The sequence below is a fragment of the Oleiphilus sp. HI0086 genome (genome assembly GCF_001635225.1).
On sequence record NZ_LWFZ01000640.1, the window covers coordinates 1 to 22,063 of the forward strand.

General features: G+C 44.0%; 20 protein-coding genes. 14 read left to right on the forward strand and 6 right to left on the reverse strand.

Annotated elements, in window-relative coordinates; translation table 11 throughout:
- Nucleotides 1-505, reverse strand: a 505-nt coding sequence (locus A3756_RS08655) for a response regulator (RefSeq protein WP_156490376.1), incomplete at its 3' end; no start/stop codon positions are given.
- A 199-nt stretch (nt 506-704) separates the two neighbouring features.
- On the opposite strand from A3756_RS08655, the gene gyrA reads away from it, so the two are divergent.
- The 12 genes from gyrA to A3756_RS08715 all read left to right on the forward strand — a co-directional run bounded on the left by gyrA (nt 705) and on the right by A3756_RS08715 (nt 14,618).
- The gene (gene gyrA, locus A3756_RS08660; protein ID WP_068553340.1) at nt 705-3,329 is read left to right on the forward strand and encodes a DNA gyrase subunit A; all 2,625 of its coding nucleotides are present in this window, start codon (nt 705-707) and stop codon (nt 3,327-3,329) included.
- Between the two features lie 11 nt (nt 3,330-3,340).
- A complete protein-coding gene (gene pheA, locus A3756_RS08665; RefSeq protein WP_068515499.1) occupies nt 3,341-4,438 on the forward strand; it encodes a prephenate dehydratase in 1,098 nt (365 codons plus the stop codon).
- Complete coding sequence (hisC, locus tag A3756_RS08670; RefSeq protein ID WP_231872046.1) at nt 4,438-5,571, forward strand: histidinol-phosphate transaminase; 1,134 nt, start codon at nt 4,438-4,440, stop codon at nt 5,569-5,571. Before pheA ends, hisC begins: the two co-directional genes overlap by 1 nt.
- Nucleotides 5,562-7,787, forward strand: a complete 2,226-nt coding sequence (locus A3756_RS08675) for a bifunctional prephenate dehydrogenase/3-phosphoshikimate 1-carboxyvinyltransferase (RefSeq protein ID WP_068553341.1) — start codon at nt 5,562-5,564, stop codon at nt 7,785-7,787. The genes hisC and A3756_RS08675 overlap by 10 nt, the downstream gene beginning before the upstream one ends.
- Before the next feature lie 65 nt (nt 7,788-7,852).
- Nucleotides 7,853-8,527 (forward strand): (d)CMP kinase, encoded by a 675-nt coding sequence (gene cmk, locus A3756_RS08680; RefSeq protein ID WP_068553342.1) that lies wholly within the window; start codon nt 7,853-7,855, stop codon nt 8,525-8,527.
- 119 nt (nt 8,528-8,646) lie between these two features.
- Nucleotides 8,647-10,323 carry a 30S ribosomal protein S1 gene (gene rpsA, locus A3756_RS08685; RefSeq protein WP_068509310.1) on the forward strand — a complete coding sequence of 559 codons (1,677 nt, stop codon included), beginning with the start codon at nt 8,647-8,649 and terminating at the stop codon, nt 10,321-10,323.
- A 144-nt stretch (nt 10,324-10,467) separates the two neighbouring features.
- Nucleotides 10,468-10,764 carry an integration host factor subunit beta gene (locus A3756_RS08690; RefSeq protein ID WP_068509308.1) on the forward strand — a complete coding sequence of 99 codons (297 nt, stop codon included), beginning with the start codon at nt 10,468-10,470 and terminating at the stop codon, nt 10,762-10,764.
- Nucleotides 10,765-10,845: 81 nt separating this feature from the next.
- A complete protein-coding gene (locus tag A3756_RS08695) occupies nt 10,846-11,145 on the forward strand; it encodes a LapA family protein (protein ID WP_068553343.1) in 300 nt (99 codons plus the stop codon).
- Between the two features lie 3 nt (nt 11,146-11,148).
- Entirely contained in the window at nt 11,149-12,327 is a 1,179-nt protein-coding gene (locus tag A3756_RS08700; protein WP_068553344.1) for a tetratricopeptide repeat protein, read from the forward strand.
- A 26-nt stretch (nt 12,328-12,353) separates the two neighbouring features.
- On the forward strand, nt 12,354-13,079 hold the full coding sequence (gene pyrF / locus A3756_RS08705; RefSeq protein ID WP_082865164.1) for an orotidine-5'-phosphate decarboxylase: 726 nt from the start codon (nt 12,354-12,356) through the stop codon (nt 13,077-13,079).
- Nucleotides 13,072-13,653 (forward strand): chalcone isomerase family protein, encoded by a 582-nt coding sequence (locus tag A3756_RS08710; RefSeq protein WP_068509304.1) that lies wholly within the window; start codon nt 13,072-13,074, stop codon nt 13,651-13,653. The genes pyrF and A3756_RS08710 overlap by 8 nt, the downstream gene beginning before the upstream one ends.
- Nucleotides 13,654-13,769: 116 nt before the next feature.
- Nucleotides 13,770-14,618: an alpha/beta fold hydrolase gene (locus A3756_RS08715; RefSeq protein WP_068509302.1), complete on the forward strand. Its 849-nt coding sequence runs from the start codon at nt 13,770-13,772 to the stop codon at nt 14,616-14,618.
- A gap of 12 nt (nt 14,619-14,630) precedes the next feature.
- On the opposite strand, the gene A3756_RS08720 is transcribed toward A3756_RS08715, so the two are convergent.
- From A3756_RS08720 to A3756_RS08730, 3 genes are read right to left on the reverse strand one after another with little or no spacing between them, the layout of a single operon-like run.
- Nucleotides 14,631-15,701 carry an ABC transporter ATP-binding protein gene (locus tag A3756_RS08720; protein WP_231872213.1) on the reverse strand — a complete coding sequence of 357 codons (1,071 nt, stop codon included), beginning with the start codon at nt 15,699-15,701 and terminating at the stop codon, nt 14,631-14,633.
- A 28-nt stretch (nt 15,702-15,729) separates the two neighbouring features.
- Nucleotides 15,730-16,638 (reverse strand): ornithine carbamoyltransferase, encoded by a 909-nt coding sequence (gene argF / locus A3756_RS08725; RefSeq protein WP_068509298.1) that lies wholly within the window; start codon nt 16,636-16,638, stop codon nt 15,730-15,732.
- Nucleotides 16,639-16,693: 55 nt separating this feature from the next.
- Nucleotides 16,694-17,896 (reverse strand): aspartate aminotransferase family protein, encoded by a 1,203-nt coding sequence (locus A3756_RS08730; RefSeq protein WP_231872212.1) that lies wholly within the window; start codon nt 17,894-17,896, stop codon nt 16,694-16,696.
- A 211-nt stretch (nt 17,897-18,107) separates the two neighbouring features.
- On the opposite strand from A3756_RS08730, the gene A3756_RS08735 reads away from it, so the two are divergent.
- Together A3756_RS08735 and grxD are read left to right on the forward strand one after the other, a co-directional pair.
- Nucleotides 18,108-19,655 (forward strand): hydantoinase B/oxoprolinase family protein, encoded by a 1,548-nt coding sequence (locus A3756_RS08735; protein ID WP_068513276.1) that lies wholly within the window; start codon nt 18,108-18,110, stop codon nt 19,653-19,655.
- 83 nt (nt 19,656-19,738) lie between these two features.
- On the forward strand, nt 19,739-20,059 hold the full coding sequence (gene grxD / locus A3756_RS08740; protein WP_068513273.1) for a Grx4 family monothiol glutaredoxin: 321 nt from the start codon (nt 19,739-19,741) through the stop codon (nt 20,057-20,059).
- Nucleotides 20,060-20,125: 66 nt separating this feature from the next.
- Here grxD and A3756_RS08745 read toward each other — a convergent pair whose 3' ends face one another.
- Both A3756_RS08745 and A3756_RS08750 read right to left on the reverse strand, forming a co-directional pair.
- Entirely contained in the window at nt 20,126-20,914 is a 789-nt protein-coding gene (locus A3756_RS08745; protein ID WP_068513268.1) for an energy transducer TonB, read from the reverse strand.
- Nucleotides 20,915-20,917: 3 nt separating this feature from the next.
- The coding region (locus A3756_RS08750) for a DUF1631 family protein (protein ID WP_156490377.1) at nt 20,918-22,063 on the reverse strand (1,146 nt) is incomplete at its 5' end.

Sequence of the window (22,063 nt, forward strand, 5' to 3'; positions counted from 1 at the left end):
GGTGTTGTTCAAGGGCCTCTAAAGCCGTGTCGCCATCGTCTGCGGTGTGCACTTGATAAAGGTGTGTCTCAAGTTGCTGTTGAATGTAGCGGCGAGACATTTTGGAGTCGTCTGCTACAAGAATTTTTATATGCTGGTTTTTTTCAAGGCGCTTAATCAGCTTTATGACATACTCGTAAGAGAAGCGGCTTTCTTTTACAACGTAGTCGACGATTCGCTTTTCCAGCATTTTCTCCCTTTTCTCTTCATCGTAATTTCCCGTGAGTACGATGGTGGGGATTTTTTCTGCAATGGTGTAGTCAACGACTTCTCCATCCGGTGCGTCAGGAAGGTTTAGGTCGACCACTGCAACAAGGTACGCATCTGCGCCATTATTTTGAATGTGTTCCTTTGCTTCTGCGAAGGACGTGGCGATGTCAAAAGGGAAGCCAGCATTGCTTTTGTTGATGTGTTTGATGATTTTTACAACAATCGAGCTGTCTTCAACAAGTAAGAATTTTTTCATAGTTGAGGGTACGCTAGTCTGTACATAATAAAAGGGCGCTATATAAAAGCCGTGGGTTTATCTATCAGCTTAGTAGTTCCTCGCATAGTCTCCAGTTTTTAGTCTTCAAAAAGTTTAAATATGGTCACTTTTGACATTCAAATATGTTAGAATCGCGACCTTTATTTTAATAATCAGAATAAACAGGAACGCTGTCCATATGGGTGATCAAGCGAAAGAAATCCTTCCAGTTAATATTGAAGACGAATTGAAGCAGTCGTATCTCGATTATGCGATGAGTGTTATCGTTGGTCGTGCCTTGCCTGATGCGCGTGACGGTCTCAAGCCTGTGCATCGTCGAGTCTTGTTTGCGATGAGCGAACTGGGGAATGACTGGAACAAGGCGTACAAGAAGTCAGCACGTGTCGTCGGTGACGTAATCGGTAAATATCACCCTCATGGTGACTCCGCCGTATACGATACGATTGTACGAATGGCTCAGCCTTTCTCTTTGCGTTACATGCTTGTAGATGGACAGGGTAACTTTGGTTCCATAGATGGTGATAACCCAGCTGCGATGCGATATACCGAAATTCGTATGCAGAAGCTTGCTCATTCGTTGCTTGCTGACTTGGACAAAGAAACAGTCGATTTTGTTCCTAACTATGACGGTACCGAGCAGATACCCGAAGTTATGCCGACTAGAGTTCCTAACCTGTTGGTGAATGGCTCTTCAGGTATCGCTGTTGGTATGGCAACAAATATTCCGCCACACAACCTAACTGAAGTTGTCGGCGCTTGCCTTGCTCTGATGGATAATAGTGATATTACCTGTGAAGAGCTTATGGAAATTATTCCAGGTCCAGATTTTCCAACCGCTGCGATTATTAATGGTCGTGCAGGGATAGTCCAGGCTTACCAGACTGGCCGCGGGAAAATTTATTTAAGAGCGCGCTATGAGGTCGAGACCGATAAGAATGGAAAAGAGCGCATTGTCGTTACAGAAATTCCATATCAGGTTAATAAAGCCCGTTTGATAGAGAAAATAGCCGAGCTTGTTAAAGACAAGAAGATCGAAGGTATTACCGAGCTTCGTGACGAGTCTAATAAAGAAGGTATGCGAATAGTGATCGAACTTCGACGTGGCGAAATGCCTGAAGTGATCATGAACAACCTTTATGCCCAGACTCAACTTGAGAACGTATTTGGTATTAATATGGTTGCTTTGGTTGATGGTGAGCCAAAGACGATCAATCTAAAGCAATCGCTAGAAATATTCGTCAAGCACCGAAGAGAAGTCGTTACTCGTAGAACAGTCTACTTGCTCCGTAAAGCGAGAGAGCGTGGGCATGTGTTGGAAGGTTTAACGGTTGCTTTGGCAAATATCGATCCGGTTATTGAGTTAATCAAGAAGTCACCAAGTTCTGCGGAAGCGAAAGAAAAACTCTTGGCTCAAGCTTGGAGTCCTGGTGATGTGACCGCGATGCTTGCTAGTGCAGGTGAGAATGCCTGTCGCCCAGATGATTTAGAACCACAGTATGGCTTGCGTGATGGTAAATATTACTTATCGCCAACTCAGGCTCAAGAAATTCTGAATATGCGTTTGCACCGTTTGACCGGTTTGGAAACGGAAAAACTCATTGGCGAATATCGTGAGATACTAGAGCGAATCGGAGAGTTTTTAGCGATTCTGAGTGATCCGGTTAAATTGATGCAGGTTATTCGTGAGGAGCTTGAAGCGGTTCTTGAAGAGTATGGAGATGAGCGCCGTAGTGAGATTATTTCTTCACGTCGTGATTTGACAGTTGCAGATTTAATCAATGAAGAAGACCTGGTAGTTACTATTTCTCATGGAGGCTATGCAAAAACTCAGCCTGTTGAAGATTATCAGGCTCAGCGTCGCGGTGGTCGAGGGAAGTCTGCAACGTCGATGAAGGATGAAGACTTTATCGAAAAACTACTCGTGGCCAATTCCCACGATACGATTTTATGCTTTACCAATAAAGGTAAGGTTTACTGGTTGAGAGTGTTCGAAATTCCGCAGGCCAGCCGTGGTTCTCGTGGTCGCCCAATGGTGAATATTCTGCCATTGGATGAAGGCGAACGCGTAACGACTTTCTTGCCTGTTCATGAGTACACTGAAAATAACTTTATCTTTATGGCTACAGCTAACGGTACGGTTAAGAAAACTCCGCTCGAAAACTTTGCTCGCCCACGTAGTTCTGGTTTGATTGCTTTAGCTCTTGATGACGGGGATACGTTGATCGGAGCCTCGATCACTGATGGTGACCGTGACATTATGTTGATGAGTAACTCGGGTAAGATGATTCGCTTCCATGAGTCAAATGTAAGAGCGATGGGACGAACTGCTCGAGGTGTTCGCGGTATTAAAATAGCTGAAGAGCATCAGGTTGTATCCTTGATTATTCCTGAAGAAGAAGGCCTGTTATTGGTTGCAAGTGAAAATGGTTACGGTAAGCGTACTCGCATGGATGAATTCTCAGTAATCGGGCGTGGTGGTCAAGGCGTGATTGCAATGCAATGCTCCGAGCGAAATGGTTTGTTGGTGTCTGCGGTTCAAGTTAAGGAAGGTGATGAGCTGATGCTTATTTCCGATAAAGGCACTTTGGTTAGAACTCGTACAGAAGAAGTTTCGATCCTCGGTCGAAATACTCAGGGTGTAAGGCTGATCAAGCTATCTCAAGAGAATGAGCATTTAGTTGGTGTGGAGCGTGTTGATGAGTCTAGTCTTGATGAACAAGAAATAGAAGAGGGAACTGATACTGTTGAGGCAGGCGCTTCGAGTGAATCAGATGAATCTTCAGATCAATCACCTGAGGCCTAACTGGAAATATAATGGTAGATGAAGCAACAGAGCTCGCAAAGCTAAGGGCTCAGATTGATGAGATTGATCAAAATATTCAGTCTTTGATCAACCAGCGCGCAGCTTGTGCTCAGCGTGTTGCTGAGGTGAAGCAGGCTGCTGCCGGTAATGAGCTTGTGCAGTATTATCGCCCTGAGCGAGAGGCTCAGGTCCTGCGGGCCGTAATGGAACGCAATACGGGGCCTATGCCAGATGAAGATGTTGCTAAGCTCTTCAGAGAGATAATGTCCTGTTGTCTAGCCCTTGAAAAACCAATGAAGGTAGCTTTTTTAGGGCCGGAAGGTACTTATACGCATGCAGCGGCCCTAAAACATTTTGGACACTTTGTTCATGCTCAGCCTATGAGTGCAATTGATGAAGTGTTTCGAGAGGTGGAGTCTGGCCAGGCAAACTATGGCGTTGTACCAGTTGAGAACTCAACGGAAGGCGTTGTTAATCATACTTTGGATAGTTTCGTAAATTCACCTTTATTCATTGCTGGTGAAGTGAAGTTAAGAATTCATCACCACTTGCTATCGAATGATGAAATCAAACCCTCTGATATCAAACGAGTCTATTCCCATCAGCAATCTTTGGCGCAGTGCCGGAAATGGTTGGATGCGAATTGCCCTCAAGTTGAGCGTGTTGCTGTTAGTAGTAATGCCGAGGCTGCAAAGCTCAGCATGAAAGAAGAAGGGGCTGTTGCGATCGCTGGTGACATGGCAGCCGAGCAGTATAGCTTACTCAAACTTGTCGAGAATATTGAAGATCAGCCTGATAATACGACCCGCTTCTTGATTATCGGTAGCGATGTTGTTCCTGCTAGCGGTCAAGATAAGACCTCTATTATGGTGTCGGCCAAGAACAAACCAGGGGCACTATATCACGTCCTTGAGCCTTTCCATCAAAATGATATTAGCCTTACCCGCCTGGAAACTCGGCCTTCGAATTCCGGTACTTGGGCCTATGTGTTCTTTATTGATTTCGAAGGTCATATCGATGACGAAGGCGTGCAGAAAGTTGTTCAGCAGGTTTCTCCTGATGCGGTAGAAATTAAACATCTCGGTTCTTATCCGGTGGGTGTGCTCTAGTGAAAAAATCTGACCAGCTTTCAGGTTTGGCTGTAGCGCCTGTCCAGGCTTTGCATCCTTATCAACCCGGAAAACCCATTGACGAGCTAGAACGAGAGTTGGGTATTAGCGATATTGTAAAGCTGGCAAGTAATGAAAATCCTCTGGGTATGAGTGAATTGGCAAAACAAGCCATTTCAGCTGAGCTCGCTGAGGGAAGTCGTTACCCTGATGGCAATGGCTATAAACTAAAGTATGCCTTAAAAGAGTATCTGTCATTTCAAGGGCATGACATCAGCCTTGAGAGCATGACGCTTGGCAACGGCTCAAATGACTTGTTGGATATTATTACTCGTTGTTTTTCTGATCGAGATTCTGAAGTAATTTTCTCTGAATATGCCTTCGCAGTTTATGCGATATCCTGTCAGGCTGTAGGTGCTAAAGCTGTTGTAGCTCCCTCAAAAGATTGGGGTCATGACCTTGATGCAATGTATGAGCGAATTTCTGAGAAAACCAAACTAATATTTATTGCTAACCCGAATAACCCAACGGGGACATCGATCAATAAAGATCTTTTGCTTGAGTTTCTAGCCAAGGTGCCGGAACGAGTGATTGTTGTTTTGGATGAAGCTTATTGTGAATACATTTCCGATGAAGACTTTCCGGATGGTATCGGTCTTGTCGAAAAGCACACAAATCTGATTGTTACTAGAACCTTTTCCAAAGCTTGGGGGTTGGCTTCTTTGCGTGTGGGCTATGCTGTCTCTCATCCGGGTATCGCGAATATCCTTAATCGTGTACGGCACCCGTTTAATGTCAATTCTTTAGCATTAGCCGCAGCAGCTGCTGTTTTAAGAGATGATGCCTACCTAAAGGCTAGTGTTGAGTGTAATGCTCAAGGGATGTGTCAGATGGCGCTTGCTCTTGAGCATCTCGGGCTAGAATTTATTCCGTCAAAAGGTAACTTTATTACCTTTGATACGGGTGTTGATGCTATGGAAATTTATCAGCGCTTGTTGAAGCTTGGTGTGATTGTGCGCCCTGTAGCGAATTACGGTATGAACTCGTTCCTTCGTGTATCTATTGGTTTGGAGCAGGAGAATTCAAAGTTTATTAAAGCACTCGACTCTTTACGAGAGGAAGGATGCTTGTGAGCTCGCGCATTGCAAGGTTGGCTGTAATTGGTGTTGGGTTGATTGGTGGCTCCTTGGCTAAGGCCGCGAGAACTGAAGGTTTTGCAGCACACACTTGCGGTTACTCCTTAAATCATAGTGAGGCTAAGCTTGGTGTTGAGTTAGGAGTTATCGATGAGGCTGCTGAATCTATCGCTGCGGCAGTGAAAGGTGCTGACTTGGTTGTGCTGGCGGTTCCTGTAAAGGCATTTGAAGATGTCTTAAGTGAAGTAAAGGTGTCATTGAAAGAGGGGGCTGTTGTTACCGATGTTGGTAGCGTAAAAAAATGCTTTCTTGAGGCTGTTGAAGCAGTCTATGGTGAGGTACCTTCGTTTGTCGTTCCGGGGCACCCAATAGCGGGCTCGGAACGCAGTGGAGTCATGGCTGCTGATGAAAATTTATATCAGCGCCATAAAGTCATATTGACACCCTTAAAAAATACTAACCATCTTGCTTTGTCCCTGGTTCGGTCTATGTGGCGTATGGCCGGTGCGACCGTGCTTGAAATGTCGATTGAGAAGCATGATGAAGTCCTTGCTGCGACTAGCCATTTGCCACATTTGTTAGCCTTTTCGTTGGTCGATACGCTTGCCGGTGAGGAGCAGAACCAAGAGATCTTCCGTTATGCAGCGGGAGGCTTTAGAGATTTTACTCGTATTGCCGCAAGTGATCCTTTGATGTGGCATGACATTTTTCTTGCCAATAAAGATGCCTTACTTAAGGTTTTAGATCACTTTACTTCAGACCTTGCTTCCTTGAGAACCAGTGTCGAGCAAGGCGATAGTCAGCACTTGTTAGGCGTTTTTACGCGAGCTAAGTCTGCGAGAGAGCACTTTTCAAAAATACTAAACGGACAGTCGTATACCGATACTATGAATACTAAAAATGTAACGTTCAAAATGGCACCTGGCGGTGAAGTTCGCGGAAATATCCGAGTAGCGGGCGATAAATCGATTTCCCATCGTTCAATAATGTTAGGCGCTCTTGCAGAAGGAGTGACGGAAGTTGAAGGGTTTCTTGAGGGCGAAGATAGTCTGGCGACACTTCAGGCCTTTAGGGATATGGGGGTTGTAATTGAGGGGCCAGAAGAAGGGCGAGTTAAGATTCATGGTGTTGGTCTGCATGGTCTTCAAGCGCCTCCTGGGCCACTTTACCTTGGTAACTCAGGAACTGGTATGCGTTTATTTGCCGGTCTACTTGCCGGGCAAAAATTTGATACGGAATTGACGGGTGATGAGTCTTTATCTAAGCGGCCAATGGAGCGAGTTGCTGGCCCATTACGTCAAATGGGTGCGAAAATTGAGTCTGCGGAAGGTGGACGTCCGCCTCTAAAAATTAGTGGTTCTCAAACTCTGGCAGGTATTCGTTATGATATGCCAATGGCCAGTGCGCAAGTAAAGTCTTGTTTGTTATTGGCGGGCTTATACGCTGATGGCGAAACACAGGTTCAGGAGCCAGCGCCGACTCGAGACCATACAGAGCGTATGCTTAATGGTTTTGGTTATCCGGTAAAGCGAGAGGGTGCAGTTGCTACTTTGGCTGGAGGTGGTTCTCTGAAAGGCGGGTCTATTGATGTGCCTGCGGATATTTCCTCTGCAGCTTTCTTTATGGTTGCTGCATCTATCTGCCCAGGCGCTGATTTGACACTCAAGCACGTAGGCCTAAACCCTACGCGTGTTGGTATTATCAACATTTTACGCCAGATGGGTGCTGATATAGAGGTAATGAATGAGTCTGTCGTAGGTGGTGAGCCTGTAGGCGACATTCGTGTTAAGCATGCACCTCTTAAAGGAATTAAAATTCCAGAGGATCAGGTTCCGCTTGCGATCGATGAGTTTCCTGTTTTGTTTATTGCTGCGGTTTGTGCTGAGGGAGAGACGGTCTTAAGTGGCGCTGAAGAGCTTCGTGTTAAGGAAAGCGACCGTATACAAGTGATGGCTGATGGTTTGGCGCAGCTGGGTGTTAGAACGGATGTTAAGCACGACGGTATAGTGATCAAGAATTCTGAGATTCAAGGCGGTACAGTTCATAGTCATGGCGATCATAGAATAGCGATGTCTTTCGCTGTCGCTTCATTAAGAGCGAAGGGTGAAATCGTGATTAGGGATTGTGCTAATGTTGCGACGTCATTTCCAAATTTTGTTGAGTTGGCTAGTGAAGTGGGTCTGAATATTAGCGTTGAAGACGATTCCGAGTAAAACGAGTTGTAGTAAAGAATGGTGCTGAAAAATTTCGTGACATTCAAAAAATTGGAGATAGTTGAATGACATGCAAAGTATTAACGATAGATGGTCCCAGCGGCGCGGGTAAGGGGAGTATTGCTCAGCTCGTGGCGAAGCATTTGGGCTGGTCTTTGCTTGATAGCGGGGCGCTTTATCGTCTTACCGCGCTGGCTGCTACTAGGTTGGGGGTTGCTTTCGATAACGAAGAGGCTTTGGCTGAAGTCGCTGAGAAGTTAGATGTTGAATTCGTTCCATCTGAGTACGGTGAGCCTGTCAGAGTATTACTTGGTGGTCAGGATGTGACGAATGATATTCGTACAGAAACTGTGGGTAATGATGCGTCAAAGATAGCGCCTTTGGCATCTGTTCGCGCAGCATTATTGCAAAGGCAAAGAAACTTTGCAGTCGAGCCTGGCTTGGTTGCTGATGGTCGAGATATGGGGACAGTGGTGTTTCCAGAGGCAGAATATAAGGTATTTATGACAGCGAGCGCAGAAGCTAGGGCGGATAGACGCTTTAAGCAGTTGAAGGCGAAGGGGGAAGATGTTAAAATCGCGCCCCTTTTAAAGGAGATAGAAGAGCGAGACGCCCGAGACATGGGGCGAAAAAATGCTCCGCTCAAAGCCGCTGAAGATGCGTATCATGTTGATACTACAGGGCTTTCTATCGAAGAAGTTTTAAAGGAAGTTGTTAATTTTATTGAGCGGAAATCTTAATAAATACGACTTCTAAACTTTTGGGTTTTGGTTAACGTTGGCCAGCAATGCAAAACCCATTTCAATAAATAAACCGTACATGCTGGTGGTACGGAGAATTTAATCACACAGGAATTGTAATGAGCGAGAGCTTTGCAGAGTTATTTGAAGAGAGTCTAAATGAAATCGATATGACCCCGGGAGCAATTATTGCGGGTGTTGTAGTAGATATTGATAGCGACTGGGTTACAGTAAACGCTGGCCTAAAGTCAGAAGGTGTTATACCTCTATCTCAATTTGTTAACGAGAGCGGTGAAGTCGAATTAAAGATCGGTGACTCTGTTGATGTTGCACTAGATGCTGTTGAAGATGGCTTCGGTGAAACACGCCTATCTCGTGAGAAGGCTAAGCGTGCTGAAGCTTGGAAAGAGCTTGAGAAAGCATTTGAAGCTGAAGAAATCGTTAAAGGTGTGATTAACGGTAAGGTTAAAGGTGGTTTCACTGTTGAGCTGAAAACTATCCGTGCCTTCCTTCCTGGTTCATTGGTTGATGTTCGTCCAGTACGTGACACGCTACACCTTGAAGGTAAAGAATTAGAATTTAAAGTTATCAAGCTAGATCAGAAGCGTAACAACGTTGTTGTTTCTCGTCGTTCAGTGCTTGAAGCTGAAAATAGTGCAGAACGTGAAGCATTGCTTGAGTCAATGGCTGAAGGTATGGAAGCCAAGGGTATCGTTAAGAACCTTACTGACTACGGTGCTTTCGTTGACTTAGGTGGTGTTGACGGTCTTCTACACATTACAGATATGGCTTGGAAGCGTATTAAGCATCCAAGTGAAATCGTAAATGTTGGTGACGAGATCAATGTTAAAGTATTGAAGTTTGATCGTGAGCGTAACCGTGTTTCACTAGGCCTTAAGCAGCTAGGTGAAGATCCATGGGTACAGATCAAAGAGCGTTACCCAGAGAATACTCGTGTAACTGCGCGCGTAACTAACCTAACTGACTACGGTTGTTTCGCAGAAATTGAAGAAGGCGTTGAAGGTCTTGTTCACGTTTCTGAAATGGATTGGACTAACAAGAACATTCACCCATCTAAGGTTGTTCAGTTAGGTGATGAAGTTGAAGTAATGGTTCTTGATATCGATGAAGAGCGTCGTCGTATTTCTCTAGGTATTAAGCAGTGTCACGCTAATCCTTGGGAAGAGTTCTCAAGCAAGTTCAACAAAGAAGATAAAGTTAGCGGTAAGATCAAATCTATCACTGACTTCGGCATCTTCATTGGTTTGGATGGCGGCATTGACGGTCTAGTTCACTTGTCTGATATTTCTTGGCACGAAACTGGCGAAGAAGCTGTTCGTAAGTACAAGAAAGGCGACGAGATTGAAACTGTGATTCTTTCTGTTGATCCAGAGCGTGAGCGTATCTCTTTAGGTATCAAGCAGCTTGAGCGCGACCCATTTGCTGAATACGTGCAGGTTAACGATAAAGGTACTATCGTTACAGGTACTGTTAAGTCAGTAGATGCGAAAGCAGCTATTGTAGAACTTGGCGAAGATGTTGAAGCGACTTTGAAAGCTTCTGAAATGAGTCAGGATCGTGTTGAAGATCTAACTACTCAGCTTAAAGAAGGCGATGAAGTAGAAGCTAAGATCATCAATATTGATCGTAAGAATCGCGTAATTAATTTGTCTGTTAAGTCTAAAGATATCGATGACGAAAAGCAGGCGATGAAAGAAGTTCGTGAGAAGCAAGTTGAGTCTGCTGGACCAACTACAATCGGTGATTTGATTAAAGAGCAAATGCAAAACAAGTAATGCGCTTTCATCAATACAACTAACTGGTTGTAATATAATCAAAAAAAACGGGCTATAGGCCCGTTTTTTTTGTTTTTTTGGTTTCTTTGTCTACACTGAAAAAAAGCAACGTTATTGTTGAGTCTTTTAGGGATCGAACAGTTAATGACAAAGTCCGAATTAGTTGAAATTATTGCTGCGAAGCAAACGCAGTTGTCAGTCAAAGATGTTGAGCTGGCGATAAAAACACTTATTGATCTTATGTCTGATACCTTGTCGTCAGGGCAGCGTATTGAGATTCGTGGGTTTGGTAGTTTTTCTCTACACTATCGAGCACCAAGGATGGGTAGAAATCCGAAAACAGGTGAGTCTGTTAGTCTTCAGGCAAAGCATGTGCCTCACTTTAAGCCAGGTAAAGAGCTTAGAGATCGTGTAAATGAGAGTCTAAAAGAAGGCTATTAATCAAATTCGCCTCTAATATAGTCAGCGTGTTAACATGGTAAAGATCTAGGCACGTTTCAATATTTGAGTCAGGTTTTATTAATGGCACGTATTTTATTCGCTCTTTCATTTCTTCTTTTTGTAGTTATTCTACTCGCTTGTGTTGTTTTTGTTTTACGAAATGATGCGCTTGTAGCTGTGGATCTATTATTTGTCGAGTTCACCTCTCTTAGTGTGGGGTTTTGGGTGTTAGGCAGCTTGGTTGTTGGCCTCATTCTTGGTTTCTTATTTTCTGTACCGACTCAGATTTTCCTTTTTGGTTCGAAAAAAATTAAAGATAAGCGTCTCCAGACAACAGAAACTAAACTGTCGAGACTTAGAAGAGCGACCTCAAAAGGCTAGTAAATGGAAACTGCGCAGCTCTGGGTTTTTCTGTTTTTAGCGCTTTCTTTAGGCTGGTTGTTCGGATATAGCGCTAAGCAGAAAAGGTCTCCTACTAGCGAACCTAGCCAAACAAAGGTCGGTGAAAAGCACCGACTCCAGCTGCTTTTTGATAGTTATTCCGATGATGCTATAGATCGATTGATTAACTCCCTGGAAGTATCCGAAGAAACTCTTCAAACACACATCTCTATCGGTACGCACTTTAGAAAACAAGGTGAGGTAGAGAAAGCTATACTAATTCACCAGAATCTAATGGCTCACCCAGAAATCTCAAATGAAGCCAGTGATGCTGTGATATTTGAGCTAGCAAAAGACTATAAAGCTGCAGGCCTTTTCGATAGAGCAGAGTCTTTATTGTTACAATTAACACAATCTAAAAGATACTCCTATCGTAGTCAGGTTTTATTACTTGATATCTGTGAGCGTGAAAAAGACTGGTCAGGCGCATTGGTCATTGCTAAAGAGATTGATTTAAGGCGTCATCCCGAAATAAAGATTCGACTGTCTCAGTACTATTGTGAGCTTGCTGAGGAAAAGCTAAAAAGTAACCAGCAAAGGGAAGCAATCAATTTATTTAAGCAGGCTTTGGGAGTTAATAAATTGTGTGTCAGGGCTTTGCTTGGACAGGCTGCGCTTGCTCAACAGGATGAGAGGTATGGAGAAGCTATTCGTTTCTTAAAGCAAGTTGCAGAAATAGCTCCTGAAGACATCATTTTAGCTTTGCCTCTTTTGTTAGAGTGCACCGTCAAGACAGAATCTTTTGATCAGCATCAGGCGTATCTTAAAAACCTTTACGAAGATACAGGGCAGATGCCAGTGATGTTGGCAGTCGTTGCTTCAATGGAAGCTCAGGGGCGTAAGGATGAAGCATTTGAATTCCTGCTTGACCAGCTTTCCAGTTTGCCAAGTCTTCGAGCATTAAACTATTTATTTAGTATGGAGGGCATGTCTGATGACATTCACCCGAAGTTGGCTCGCCAATTGATTAGAATTATATCCCGTGAGAGTGATAAGAAAGAGAAATACCGCTGTTCTCAGTGTGGATTTAACGGTGGGCAGCTGCACTGGAATTGTCCTAGTTGTAAGAGCTGGCAGACGATTAAACCGGTATTAGAGTATGAAAAAAAGGTCGTGAATTAAACGATTTCGGAATTGTAAGGATTTATATGCAAGGTACAGACATGTCTTCGGTAGAACAAAAATCACCACTAATAGTTGCGCTTGATTACCCTGACTCGGCAAGTGCAATAAAAATGGCTGAGTCTCTAGACCCCTCATACTGCCGGGTAAAGGTCGGGAAGGAACTATATACACGTTGTGGACCTCAGATATTGGAGTCCCTGCATGGTCTTGGTTTTGAGGTGTTTCTCGATCTAAAATTTCACGATATTCCAAATACGACAGCTAATGCAGTTGCTGTGGCTGCAGACCTTGGTGTCTGGATGGTAAATGTTCATGCATCTGGTGGACGGCAGATGATGGAAGCCTGCGTTTCCAAGTTAACTAGCTATCAGAAAAAGCCCTTGTTGATTGCTGTTACGGTGTTGACTAGCATGCAAGACGCAGACCTTCATGAGCTTGGTTTGGAGGTGTCAGCGCAACAGCAGGTAAATCGATTGGCCGAGCTCAGTAGAGATGTAGGAATGGATGGCGTAGTGTGTTCTTCACACGAGGTAGCTGAGTTAAAGGCTAACTTAGGGGCTGACTTTAAGTTGGTGACCCCGGGAATAAGGCCTGCATTTGCTTCAGTGGGGGATCAGAAGCGGATTATGACACCGTATGAAGCTGTTCAGGCTGGCTCAGACTATTTGGTGATAGGTAGGCCAATTACTCAAGCTGATGACCCAATGGATGCCTTATCAAAGATAACCAAGGAGCTGGCGCTTGGGTAAGGTTTCAAAAAGCTTGATAGCTTTGTTCTGTTTTGTTCCTGTTATGCTTAGTTTTGCCGGGCCGGAATCGAAACATGAAGCGTCAAGCACTTTGGGTTTTCCCGTAATAAGCTATCTAGCGCATATGCAGCAGACCTATACATTCGTATTGATAGGAGAAGCGGAACGGTCATTCCTATTTTTTGATGTCTATGATGTCGCTTATTACCGAAGTGTTTCCCAGTCTAACAAGAGTAATTATGCAGAGCTTCTAACTCTGAATTATGAAAGAGATTTGCCTAAAGAGAAGGTTCACAATGCTTTGTCAGAAGGGCTTGAGAAAAATCTTTCAAATCACGACTTTCAGGCGCTTTCTCAAGAAATAACTAAGCTGGTGTCCAGTATCAATACAGATGTAAAAGAGGGAGACTCTCTCAAAATATTCTTTAAGCCAGAGGGGAAGGTGAGTTTTTATTACAATAACGTGCGTGTTTCCTCATTTTCGAATACAGCCCTCTCTCGTGCTTTACGTGCGATCTGGTTAGGGGGGCAATCTGTTGTAGATCAGGCGATGTTAACTAAAGGCCTGAATTAAGATTTTGATCTTTTAAGGCATACTTTCACAAATCTTACCCAATTAACTTGTTATCTGCTCTGATTTCTATCACCCTTAACTGCTCGCTCAGTGACATTAGGTGGAAGGAGGCTTGTGTGAATAAAATCGCAGGGAAACTTGAGGTCTCACGATTTGAAATTCCGTATAGGCTATATGGCTCTTCAGATAAGTTAATGGTATGCATTGGCGGTGCAAAACAAACCATGTCTGCATGGCGCAGTTTTGTCTCTCGTTTTCAAACTGAATACAGCATCCTGGTATTTGACTTGCCTGGGCAAGGGCGTGCAAAAATTAACTACGGTTGCATGGGGGTATCGCTTGAAGAGCAAGTGGATGCCTTGCATGAGTTATTAGTCAGAATTGATGCGCAAAAGTACTCTAGTCGATATTTAGTTGGCGGCTCTTGGGGCTCAATTGTTGCGGCTTCTTATTTGGATCGTTATCCGGATTTGTTTAATCGGGCTGTTCTTGGCAGTTTTGGCACGCGTGCAAATTCAGTCCTTCAGGTAATTATAGATCAAGTTCAGTCTTATATTGAGCAGGGGCGTGGCGCTGAAATTGCGCCATTGATGATAGAGAAGTTTGGCCAACTTATTCCTGAGCATTTAAAGCGCCAAATTATTAGCCAGTTTAATGATATGAGTGAGGAGCAGTATGCATCATTTTATGAGCATAGTCGGTCGGTTACTCAGATGGGGGATCTTAAGCAGCATATTGAGTTGAGCTCGATTGCGATTCCCGTGCTAGTTGTTATGGGGCAGTTCGATACCATTATGGACCTCTTTGACACGCGTAAAGCTACTAAAATGCTGGCGAATGGAGAGTTTCAGCTAGTCAAAGGGGTGGGGCACTTTTTGCATTGGGAGAAGCCTGAACTACTTGAGACTTACGCTGAGTTTTTTGAGCGCACTGCTGAGGAGTCACAGCATTGCAGCGCCAACTAAAGCCAATTTAGTTTAGGTTGATACTTCATATGCAATCAGGTGCTCTGCGTCGATTGCGATATTAATGGTTTCTCCGATATTAAAATCCTGGTGGCTAGGGAAGATGACATCGAGAGCCGTATCAGAGGCAAGCTTTAATTGGTATTGGGTTGAGGTGCCTGCAAAAATTTTCGAGCTGACGACGGCATTCAGGTTTGCTCCTGGTTTATAAATTACATCGTCGGGACGAATTAGTATTTCAATCCTGGTTTTTTCTGGCCAGTTATAAGCACGATTGCCTTGAATCACACCGACCTCACTTGAGAAGGTATCGGGTGTTAAGGTTTCACCTTTGATAAAGGTGCCGTGTCCAATAAACCTAGCGACAAAAGGATTTACGGGTTCGTGATATAGCTCGTAGGGTTTTCCCCATTGTTGAACTTTTCCTTGATCAATAACGCCAATATAGTCACACATAGCGAATGCTTCTTTCTGATCATGAGTCACTAATATTGCACTGATTCCTAAAGTCTTAAGAATGTTCCTGATATCAATGCTTAGACGGTTGCGTAGCTCAGCATCAAGATTTGAAAAAGGTTCATCTAGTAGGATAAGTTCGGGTTCAGGCGCTAAAGCTCGTGCTAGCGCTACTCGTTGTTGTTGCCCGCCAGACAGTTCATGTGGAAAGCTGTTTTGATAGCCATCTAGGTCGACTAAGTGAATTAACTTTTCAATATGAGCTGACTTTTCGGTTTTGTCCTTAATGCCTGTGAGGCCGAAAGCGATATTTTGGCTGACGCTAAGGTGGGGGAAGAGGGCATAGTCTTGAAATACCATGCCAATCCGTCTTTTCTCGGGGGCTTGTACCTTGTTGGTACTGGATATAGTTAAGCCGTTCAAATTGATTGTGCCGGCTTCAAGATTCTCAAAGCCGGCGATAGCGCGGAGAATGGTGCTTTTGCCACACCCACTTGGCCCAAGTAAACAAGCTATATCACCTCTGACCAGCTTAAAAGAAAGGTCTTTAATGACGATTAGGTTTTCATAGTTGCACTGTACATCGTTAACTTCGAGTATATTGCTCATCTTTGTTGGTGAAGACACGTGCTACTAAATCCTTTCTTATGTTTACTTAAGCATTACACAATAAAAACTCAAGAAGTGCCTTTTGAGAATGTAATCTATTTTCTGCTTCATCCCAAACGACTGAGCTGGGGTGATCCAGCATGTCGTGACTAATTTCTTCTCCACGATGTGCAGGCAGGCAATGCATGAATAGGGCATCAGAGTTCGCTACGCTCATTAGTTCCGGGCTAACTTGATAGTCTTTAAACTTGTTGATGCGCTCTTTTTGCTCTTCTTCTTGCCCCATTGATGCCCAGACATCAGTTACAACTAAGTCGGCATTTTTGACGGCGGCAATTGGGTTTCGTACAATATGAGCATGTTTTTGATTCTTTTTGAGCAACTCGTTATTTGGGTCGTAGCCGACGGGTGATGAGATGACCAACTCGAAGTTAAGTAGTGCTGCAGCGTTAATGAAAGAATGGCACATATTATTACCATCACCGACCCATACGACTTTTTTGCCTTCGATTGAGCCTCTATGTTCGTGATAGGTTTGCATATCGGCAAGTAATTGGCAGGGGTGGAAGTCATCTGTAAGGGCGTTAATGACTGGCACCGAGGAGTGTCGTGCAAATAATGCCAGTTTCTCATGTTCGAAGGTTCGAATAGTAATTGCATCAACCATACGTGATAGTACCCTAGCACTATCTTCAACCGGTTCTCCACGACCCAATTGCGTATCCCGAGGAGACAAAAATAGAGATGAACCACCAAATTGAGCCATGCCAGACTCGAAAGAAACACGAGTTCGGGTAGAAGACTTCTCGAAGATTAGTGCTAAAACGCGATTTTTGAGAGGCTCATAGATATTACCTTGCTTATGCTCGGTTTTAAGTGTGATAGCTCGCTCAATAACTTGCTTAAGCTCTTGGCTGGAAAGGTCATTTAAGGTTAAGAAGTGTCTTAGTGCCATTTGTCTCTCAATAAATAAACGATTTGATCGTGGAGGTAGAGTGTTTCCTGCCCAGTTAAGAGCGGGGCCTGCTGCGATCGTCGGCAGAATATAGGCGAATGATTTGTACGACGGCGTCAATTAAGAATTCACACTCGTCGTCACTCATATTCAGTGCCGGTAGAAGTCGAATCACTTTTTCGGAAGTGACGTTCAATAGTAAGCCTTTTGCCTTGGCTAGTGGAACGAGCTCTAGGCAAGGTTCGGTCAGTTCAATGCCGATCATTAAGCCCCTGCCGCGAATATCAGCAACGTAGTTAGCTGCCAAAAGTTCATTCTCAAGTTCTTTAAGAATGCGTTCTCCGAGAACAGATGCTCTATCACAAAGCTTATGGCTTGTAATTTCATTGATTGTCGCTAGTGCAGCTGCACAGCCAAGAGGGTTTCCGCCGAAGGTAGAACCGTGAGTGCCGGGAGTAAGAACATCGGCTGCGCTGCCTTTTGCCATGCATGCACCAATAGGGTAGCCATTGGCGATGCCTTTTGCAGTTGTCACAACGTCAGGTGTTACATCATACCCTTGATAAGCAAAATAATTACCCGTTCTGCCGTTACCTGTTTGAACTTCGTCTAACATCAATAGCCAGTCATTCTCATCGCAGATCTGACGCAAAGATTTTAGGTAACCGTCCTCAGCGATTGAGAGACCTCCTTCACCTTGAATGGGCTCGACTAGAATTGCGACAACATTAGGGTTCGATTTGGCAATCGCTTCAACAGCTTTAACGTCATTGAATGGTGCTCTAACAAAGCCGCCTAGTAAAGGCTCGAAGCCCGCTTGTGCTTTTCGGTTTCCTGTCGCGGTCAAGGTCGCCATAGTCCTGCCGTGGAAAGATTGATCCATGACGATAATCGTGGGAGTCTGTATACCCTTGTCATGCCCATACTTTCTGGCTAGCTTAATAGCGGCTTCATTCGCTTCAGCACCTGAGTTGGAAAAGAAAACTTTTTCCATACCTGATATTTGGCATAAGGTCTGTGCAAGTTTGACTTGTAAAGGCGTGTGATAAAGATTTGAACAGTGGAGTAGGCGGCCGGCCTGATCTTTGATTGCTTTGGTAACTGCGGGGTGTGAATGGCCAAGGCCGCAAACAGCTATACCAAAAAAGGTATCAAAGTATTTGTTTCCGTCAGTGTCGTATAGCCAGGCGCCGTCACCATTTTCAAAAGCAACAGGTAGTCTGCCATAAGTGCTCATCAGCGGTTGATCGTTGTTCATTTCAGTCTCTTATTAACGCAAAAAGGCAGCTAAATGCTGCCTGTATAAAGATAATATGTTAGCTTGATCTTTCATGGTAATCAATTGTTTTTGGGCTTCAATTTTTAGCCTGCGATCAAGATGTATCTGGTGATACTTGATCCTTGGAAAATGTAGTTGATGTATTCTGGTTACCATATTCAAATCTTGTGACGAATTGAGAGTTTTTATTGTGCTTAATGCGGTTGAATTAGCGGTGTTTTCGGGTCAAATAAAGTCGATATGTGAAGAAATGGGCCTGGTTTTGCAAAGAAGTGCTTTTTCTCCAAATATAAAAGACCGTCTTGACTATTCCTGCGCTTTTTTTGATTGTGATGGAAAAATCGTGGCCCAAGCTGCGCATATTCCTGTTCATCTCGGTAGCATGGCTTATGCAATGACCCGAATAGTTTCTGAGTTTGATTGGAAGCAAGGCGATGTTCTGGTTTTAAATGATCCTTTTAAGGGTGGGACTCATCTTCCTGATGTAACATTGATTGCACCATTCTTTGTTGGTGAAGAGCTAAGTGGCTTTGTTGCGAATCGTGCGCATCATGCCAATATCGGTTGTGATTCTCCTGGCTCAATGCCGCTTTCAACAAGCTTGGAAGATGAAGGCGTAATTATTTCTCCCCAAAAACTATATTCTCAAGGAAAACTGAATAAGGTTTGTCTCGAATTATTATCAAGCATAGAAAAGAACACTAATGCCGACGATTTGCCAGGAGATTTTATTGCACAGCTCAGTGCGAACGTTGTAGGTCTGGAGCGCCTGGAACAGTGGTTTATTGAGTCGCGGATGACACGTCAGAGTTTTGTTCAAGGCATTGAGCAATTGAATGACTATGGTAAAACGCTTGCAGCGAATTACCTAGAGCGTTTGCCGAAAGGGAGGGCTAGTTTTTCAGATTACCTTGATGGCGACGGGGTAGGTACTGAAAATATTCTAATTAAAGTTGAAGTGTCTATCGATAGTGAGGGAATTACGCTGGATTTTACCGGAACATCAGCACAGGTTAAGGGGAATCTAAATTGCCCTCTTAGTGTATGTGCTGCGTCTGTGTACTATGTGTTTGCAGCACTAATGCCAGCATATGTACCTCATTGTGATGGGGTGTTCAAACTGATTAATATCTCTGCGCCCAGTGGCTCGCTACTAAATGCTCTACCTGGAGCTGCCGTTTCAGCAGGGAATGTTGAAACAAGTATGCGTGTTGTAGATGTTGTGCTTGGAGCATTGCATCAAATAGGACTTAAAGTGCCTGCCGCCTCACAGGGAACGATGAATAATGTTGCGATGGGAGGGACAGCTCCGACGCCATGGAACTATTACGAGACAATCGCTGGTGGAGCAGGGGCAGGTGAGTTATTTGAAGGTATTACTGCGCGCCAGTGTCATATGACGAATACGCTTAACACGCCCATAGAGAGCCTGGAGCTTCATTATCCGATGCAGGTTATGCAATACGGTATTAGGGCGGGCTCTGGTGGCATAGGGGAGCATTCAGGTGGAGATGGCGTCATCCGCTCTTACCTGTTTAAGCAGGCGGCTCAGGTCACTTTGTTAACTGAGCGTCGCTCGAAAGCTCCGTGGGGACTCGAAGGTGGTGCTGAAGGGTGCCCAGGTAAAAATGTACTTAATGCTAGGGTGCTGGATGGTAAGGCAGAGTTTAAGGTAGGGGCGGGTGATGTTTTAACGATCAACACACCTGGTGGCGGAGCCTGGGGGGAGAAACTCTGAAAAAATACCTGACTAATATGGTTGGTCTTATCAAAAGATAGTAAACTAGGTGGCGAAAGATTTAACTCTACAGGTAAATACCGATGTCAATAATGGATACGATTAAAGAGCAACTTGAAAGCAATGATATTCTGCTATACATGAAAGGCTCGCCTCAGCAACCACAATGCGGCTTTTCTGCCAAAACATCACAGGCGCTGATGGCTTGTGAGGAGCGATTTGCTTATATTAATATTTTAGAACACCCTGAGTTGAGAGAGAACCTTAAGGTTTACTCAAGTTGGCCGACATTCCCGCAGCTATACATAAAAGGTGAACTTGTAGGCGGTTGTGATATTGTCACCGAACTGTACGAGTCTGGTGAGCTGAAAAAGATGGTAAGCGCTGCTGCTTCCGCTGAATAAGTTGTACTTTAGCCGACTTTAATCTCGTCTCAAGGTCGGCTCTCTTCTTCTTTTTTTGTGTTCTAGTTATTTACTGATGTTTTTGTTTTGGTAGATGATGAAAGGAATGTCATATTTGTACCCTTTTTGAATATCTTCATGAGGTGGCGTTGGGAAAGGGCTCGCTCTATAAGCCGCTTGTAACGCTAATTCATCTATTTTCATAATTCCACTAGGCTCTTTTATCAAAGCGTTTTTTATTGCTCCATTGGGGAATAAGCGAAGCGTTATTGTATAGGCAACTTCTTTACGTTTGTGAGTGTTCATTACCGCATGAAAAGGGTCGTATAGAGAGTCCTTCCTGAGTGCGCTCAAAAGTAAAATCTCGTAGTCGCTGAGTTGCTCAAGTTCCTTGCTCGAGACTTGTTTTGTCTGGCTGGGTTTAAGGCTTTGCTTATCGCGGCTGAAAATATTTTGTAATCCGTGAATTGCCGTGCTTGGATTAGATCCACGAAAAGCAGGGCTGTCTAGCCGAGTGTGTTTGTCCGACAGCTTCTTCACGGCATTTTGATTAGGACTTAGGCTGCCTTTTGATGAGGAGTCACGTTTAGTTTGGGTGTCGCTTTTAAATTGCGATTGGTTAAGTGTCGCTAAATATTCTTGTGCTGCGCGTGAGTTTTCTTCGGCGCTAAGTGATGAGCTTGAAAATTGCGAGCTTCTGTCTGCAGATACTAGCTTGAAGGGGATAGTCTTTTCCTTGGTTTCAAGGAATGATATGTCGAGCCAGTAGATCAATAGGGCCAAGATTGTGTGAATCAAAATGGCAGCGAAAGCCGCTAAGCTGAGCCGAAGACTTTGGTTGCTCTCGGTATTCACAAATTAGAGTGTACTTGCTTTCTGGCTTAGGCTACTGGTTAGTGCGTTCATGGCTCTATCAATTAGCAGTCCTTGCTCTAGAACAATTGTGTGCTTCCTTTTTAGATCATTCGCCAGGTCGGTTTTGGTTTTTTCACAAGACTTTAGCCCCATGCGATTGACGAAAATATAGCTATCTGCATCATTGATGACCGCTGACAGCTTGCATCGCTGTTTGCTATCGTTGTTTGTAAACTCAAACCAAGTGCCAACTTCAATTTGCTCAATTTGCTCAATATATTTATTTAAACTGGAGTCTATCGATGCTTGTTGGCGCTCAATTGCAGTTTCAGCCTTTGGCTCGTTCTCCTCATTTACAGGAGGAACAATATTATGACTCAAGTTAAATGAGTTTTGCTTAAATGTGTTTGTGAGTGTTGAGCGAATCTCGACAAGTGCCTGGTCAAGATCGGCTGTATTATAGGAAACTTCTTCAAGACCTGACTTAAGCTCTTTTAATACTTTAGGGGCAATGGCGATCCAGTACTGGCGATCTTTAGGTTTTTCAAACGGCTGCAAACACCAGATTAGGTTCTCGGCTGTTTTACAGCTGTGTTCCCACTGATGCTCTTCTTCGTCTTTCAGGTATGCTAGAAACATAACGCGACTCCAGCCACCGCGAATTGTTTCAAGGACTAAGTCAGGAATAGAAATTTGAGAGCTATCTAGCAATGAATCTAGCTTATCTTCGACACATTTTTGAGCTTGGCGAGACTTAATTTGGCCAATTTCAGATTCCTTTGTTCTTTGCTCGACAATCTTAGATTTCTTTTCTTCTTTTTTAACAAAAGCACTAAATTCTTCATATAGCTTTTCAAAAAGCTGGATATCGCCGGTAAAGTTATCAAGAATGTTCTGAACTGTATCAAAAATTGCCTGGTAAAGCGCATCGCCTTTGTTTTGTGTTTCGTTCCAGCCTATACCTGCTTTAGCTAGCGAGTTGAGGAGCTTGCGGGCAGGGTGTTTGCTAGAGCTGAAGAAACTATTGTCTTTAATGACTACTTTGAGTATGGGTATTTGTAAGCGGCTAATGAGGACTTGTATCGGCGCAGCCAGATTATAATCCTCTAGAATAAATTCAAATAGCATTGAGACAAGGTTGATCAAGTC

What these genes read in the sequence shown, in the direction of transcription:
- rpsA (WP_068509310.1), top strand. Translation starts at nt 8,647, where the DNA reads ATGAGCGAGAGCTTTGCAGAGTTATTTGAAGAGAGTCTAAATGAAATC.
- argF (WP_068509298.1), bottom strand. Translation starts at nt 16,638, where the DNA reads ATGGCACTAAGACACTTCTTAACCTTAAATGACCTTTCCAGCCAAGAG.
- pheA (WP_068515499.1), top strand. Translation starts at nt 3,341, where the DNA reads ATGGTAGATGAAGCAACAGAGCTCGCAAAGCTAAGGGCTCAGATTGAT.
- A3756_RS08700 (WP_068553344.1), top strand. Translation starts at nt 11,149, where the DNA reads ATGGAAACTGCGCAGCTCTGGGTTTTTCTGTTTTTAGCGCTTTCTTTA.
- cmk (WP_068553342.1), top strand. Translation starts at nt 7,853, where the DNA reads ATGACATGCAAAGTATTAACGATAGATGGTCCCAGCGGCGCGGGTAAG.
- grxD (WP_068513273.1), top strand. Translation starts at nt 19,739, where the DNA reads ATGTCAATAATGGATACGATTAAAGAGCAACTTGAAAGCAATGATATT.
- pyrF (WP_082865164.1), top strand. Translation starts at nt 12,354, where the DNA reads ATGCAAGGTACAGACATGTCTTCGGTAGAACAAAAATCACCACTAATA.
- A3756_RS08730 (WP_231872212.1), bottom strand. Translation starts at nt 17,896, where the DNA reads ATGAACAACGATCAACCGCTGATGAGCACTTATGGCAGACTACCTGTT.
- A3756_RS08675 (WP_068553341.1), top strand. Translation starts at nt 5,562, where the DNA reads ATGCTTGTGAGCTCGCGCATTGCAAGGTTGGCTGTAATTGGTGTTGGG.
- A3756_RS08695 (WP_068553343.1), top strand. Translation starts at nt 10,846, where the DNA reads ATGGCACGTATTTTATTCGCTCTTTCATTTCTTCTTTTTGTAGTTATT.
- A3756_RS08690 (WP_068509308.1), top strand. Translation starts at nt 10,468, where the DNA reads ATGACAAAGTCCGAATTAGTTGAAATTATTGCTGCGAAGCAAACGCAG.
- gyrA (WP_068553340.1), top strand. Translation starts at nt 705, where the DNA reads ATGGGTGATCAAGCGAAAGAAATCCTTCCAGTTAATATTGAAGACGAA.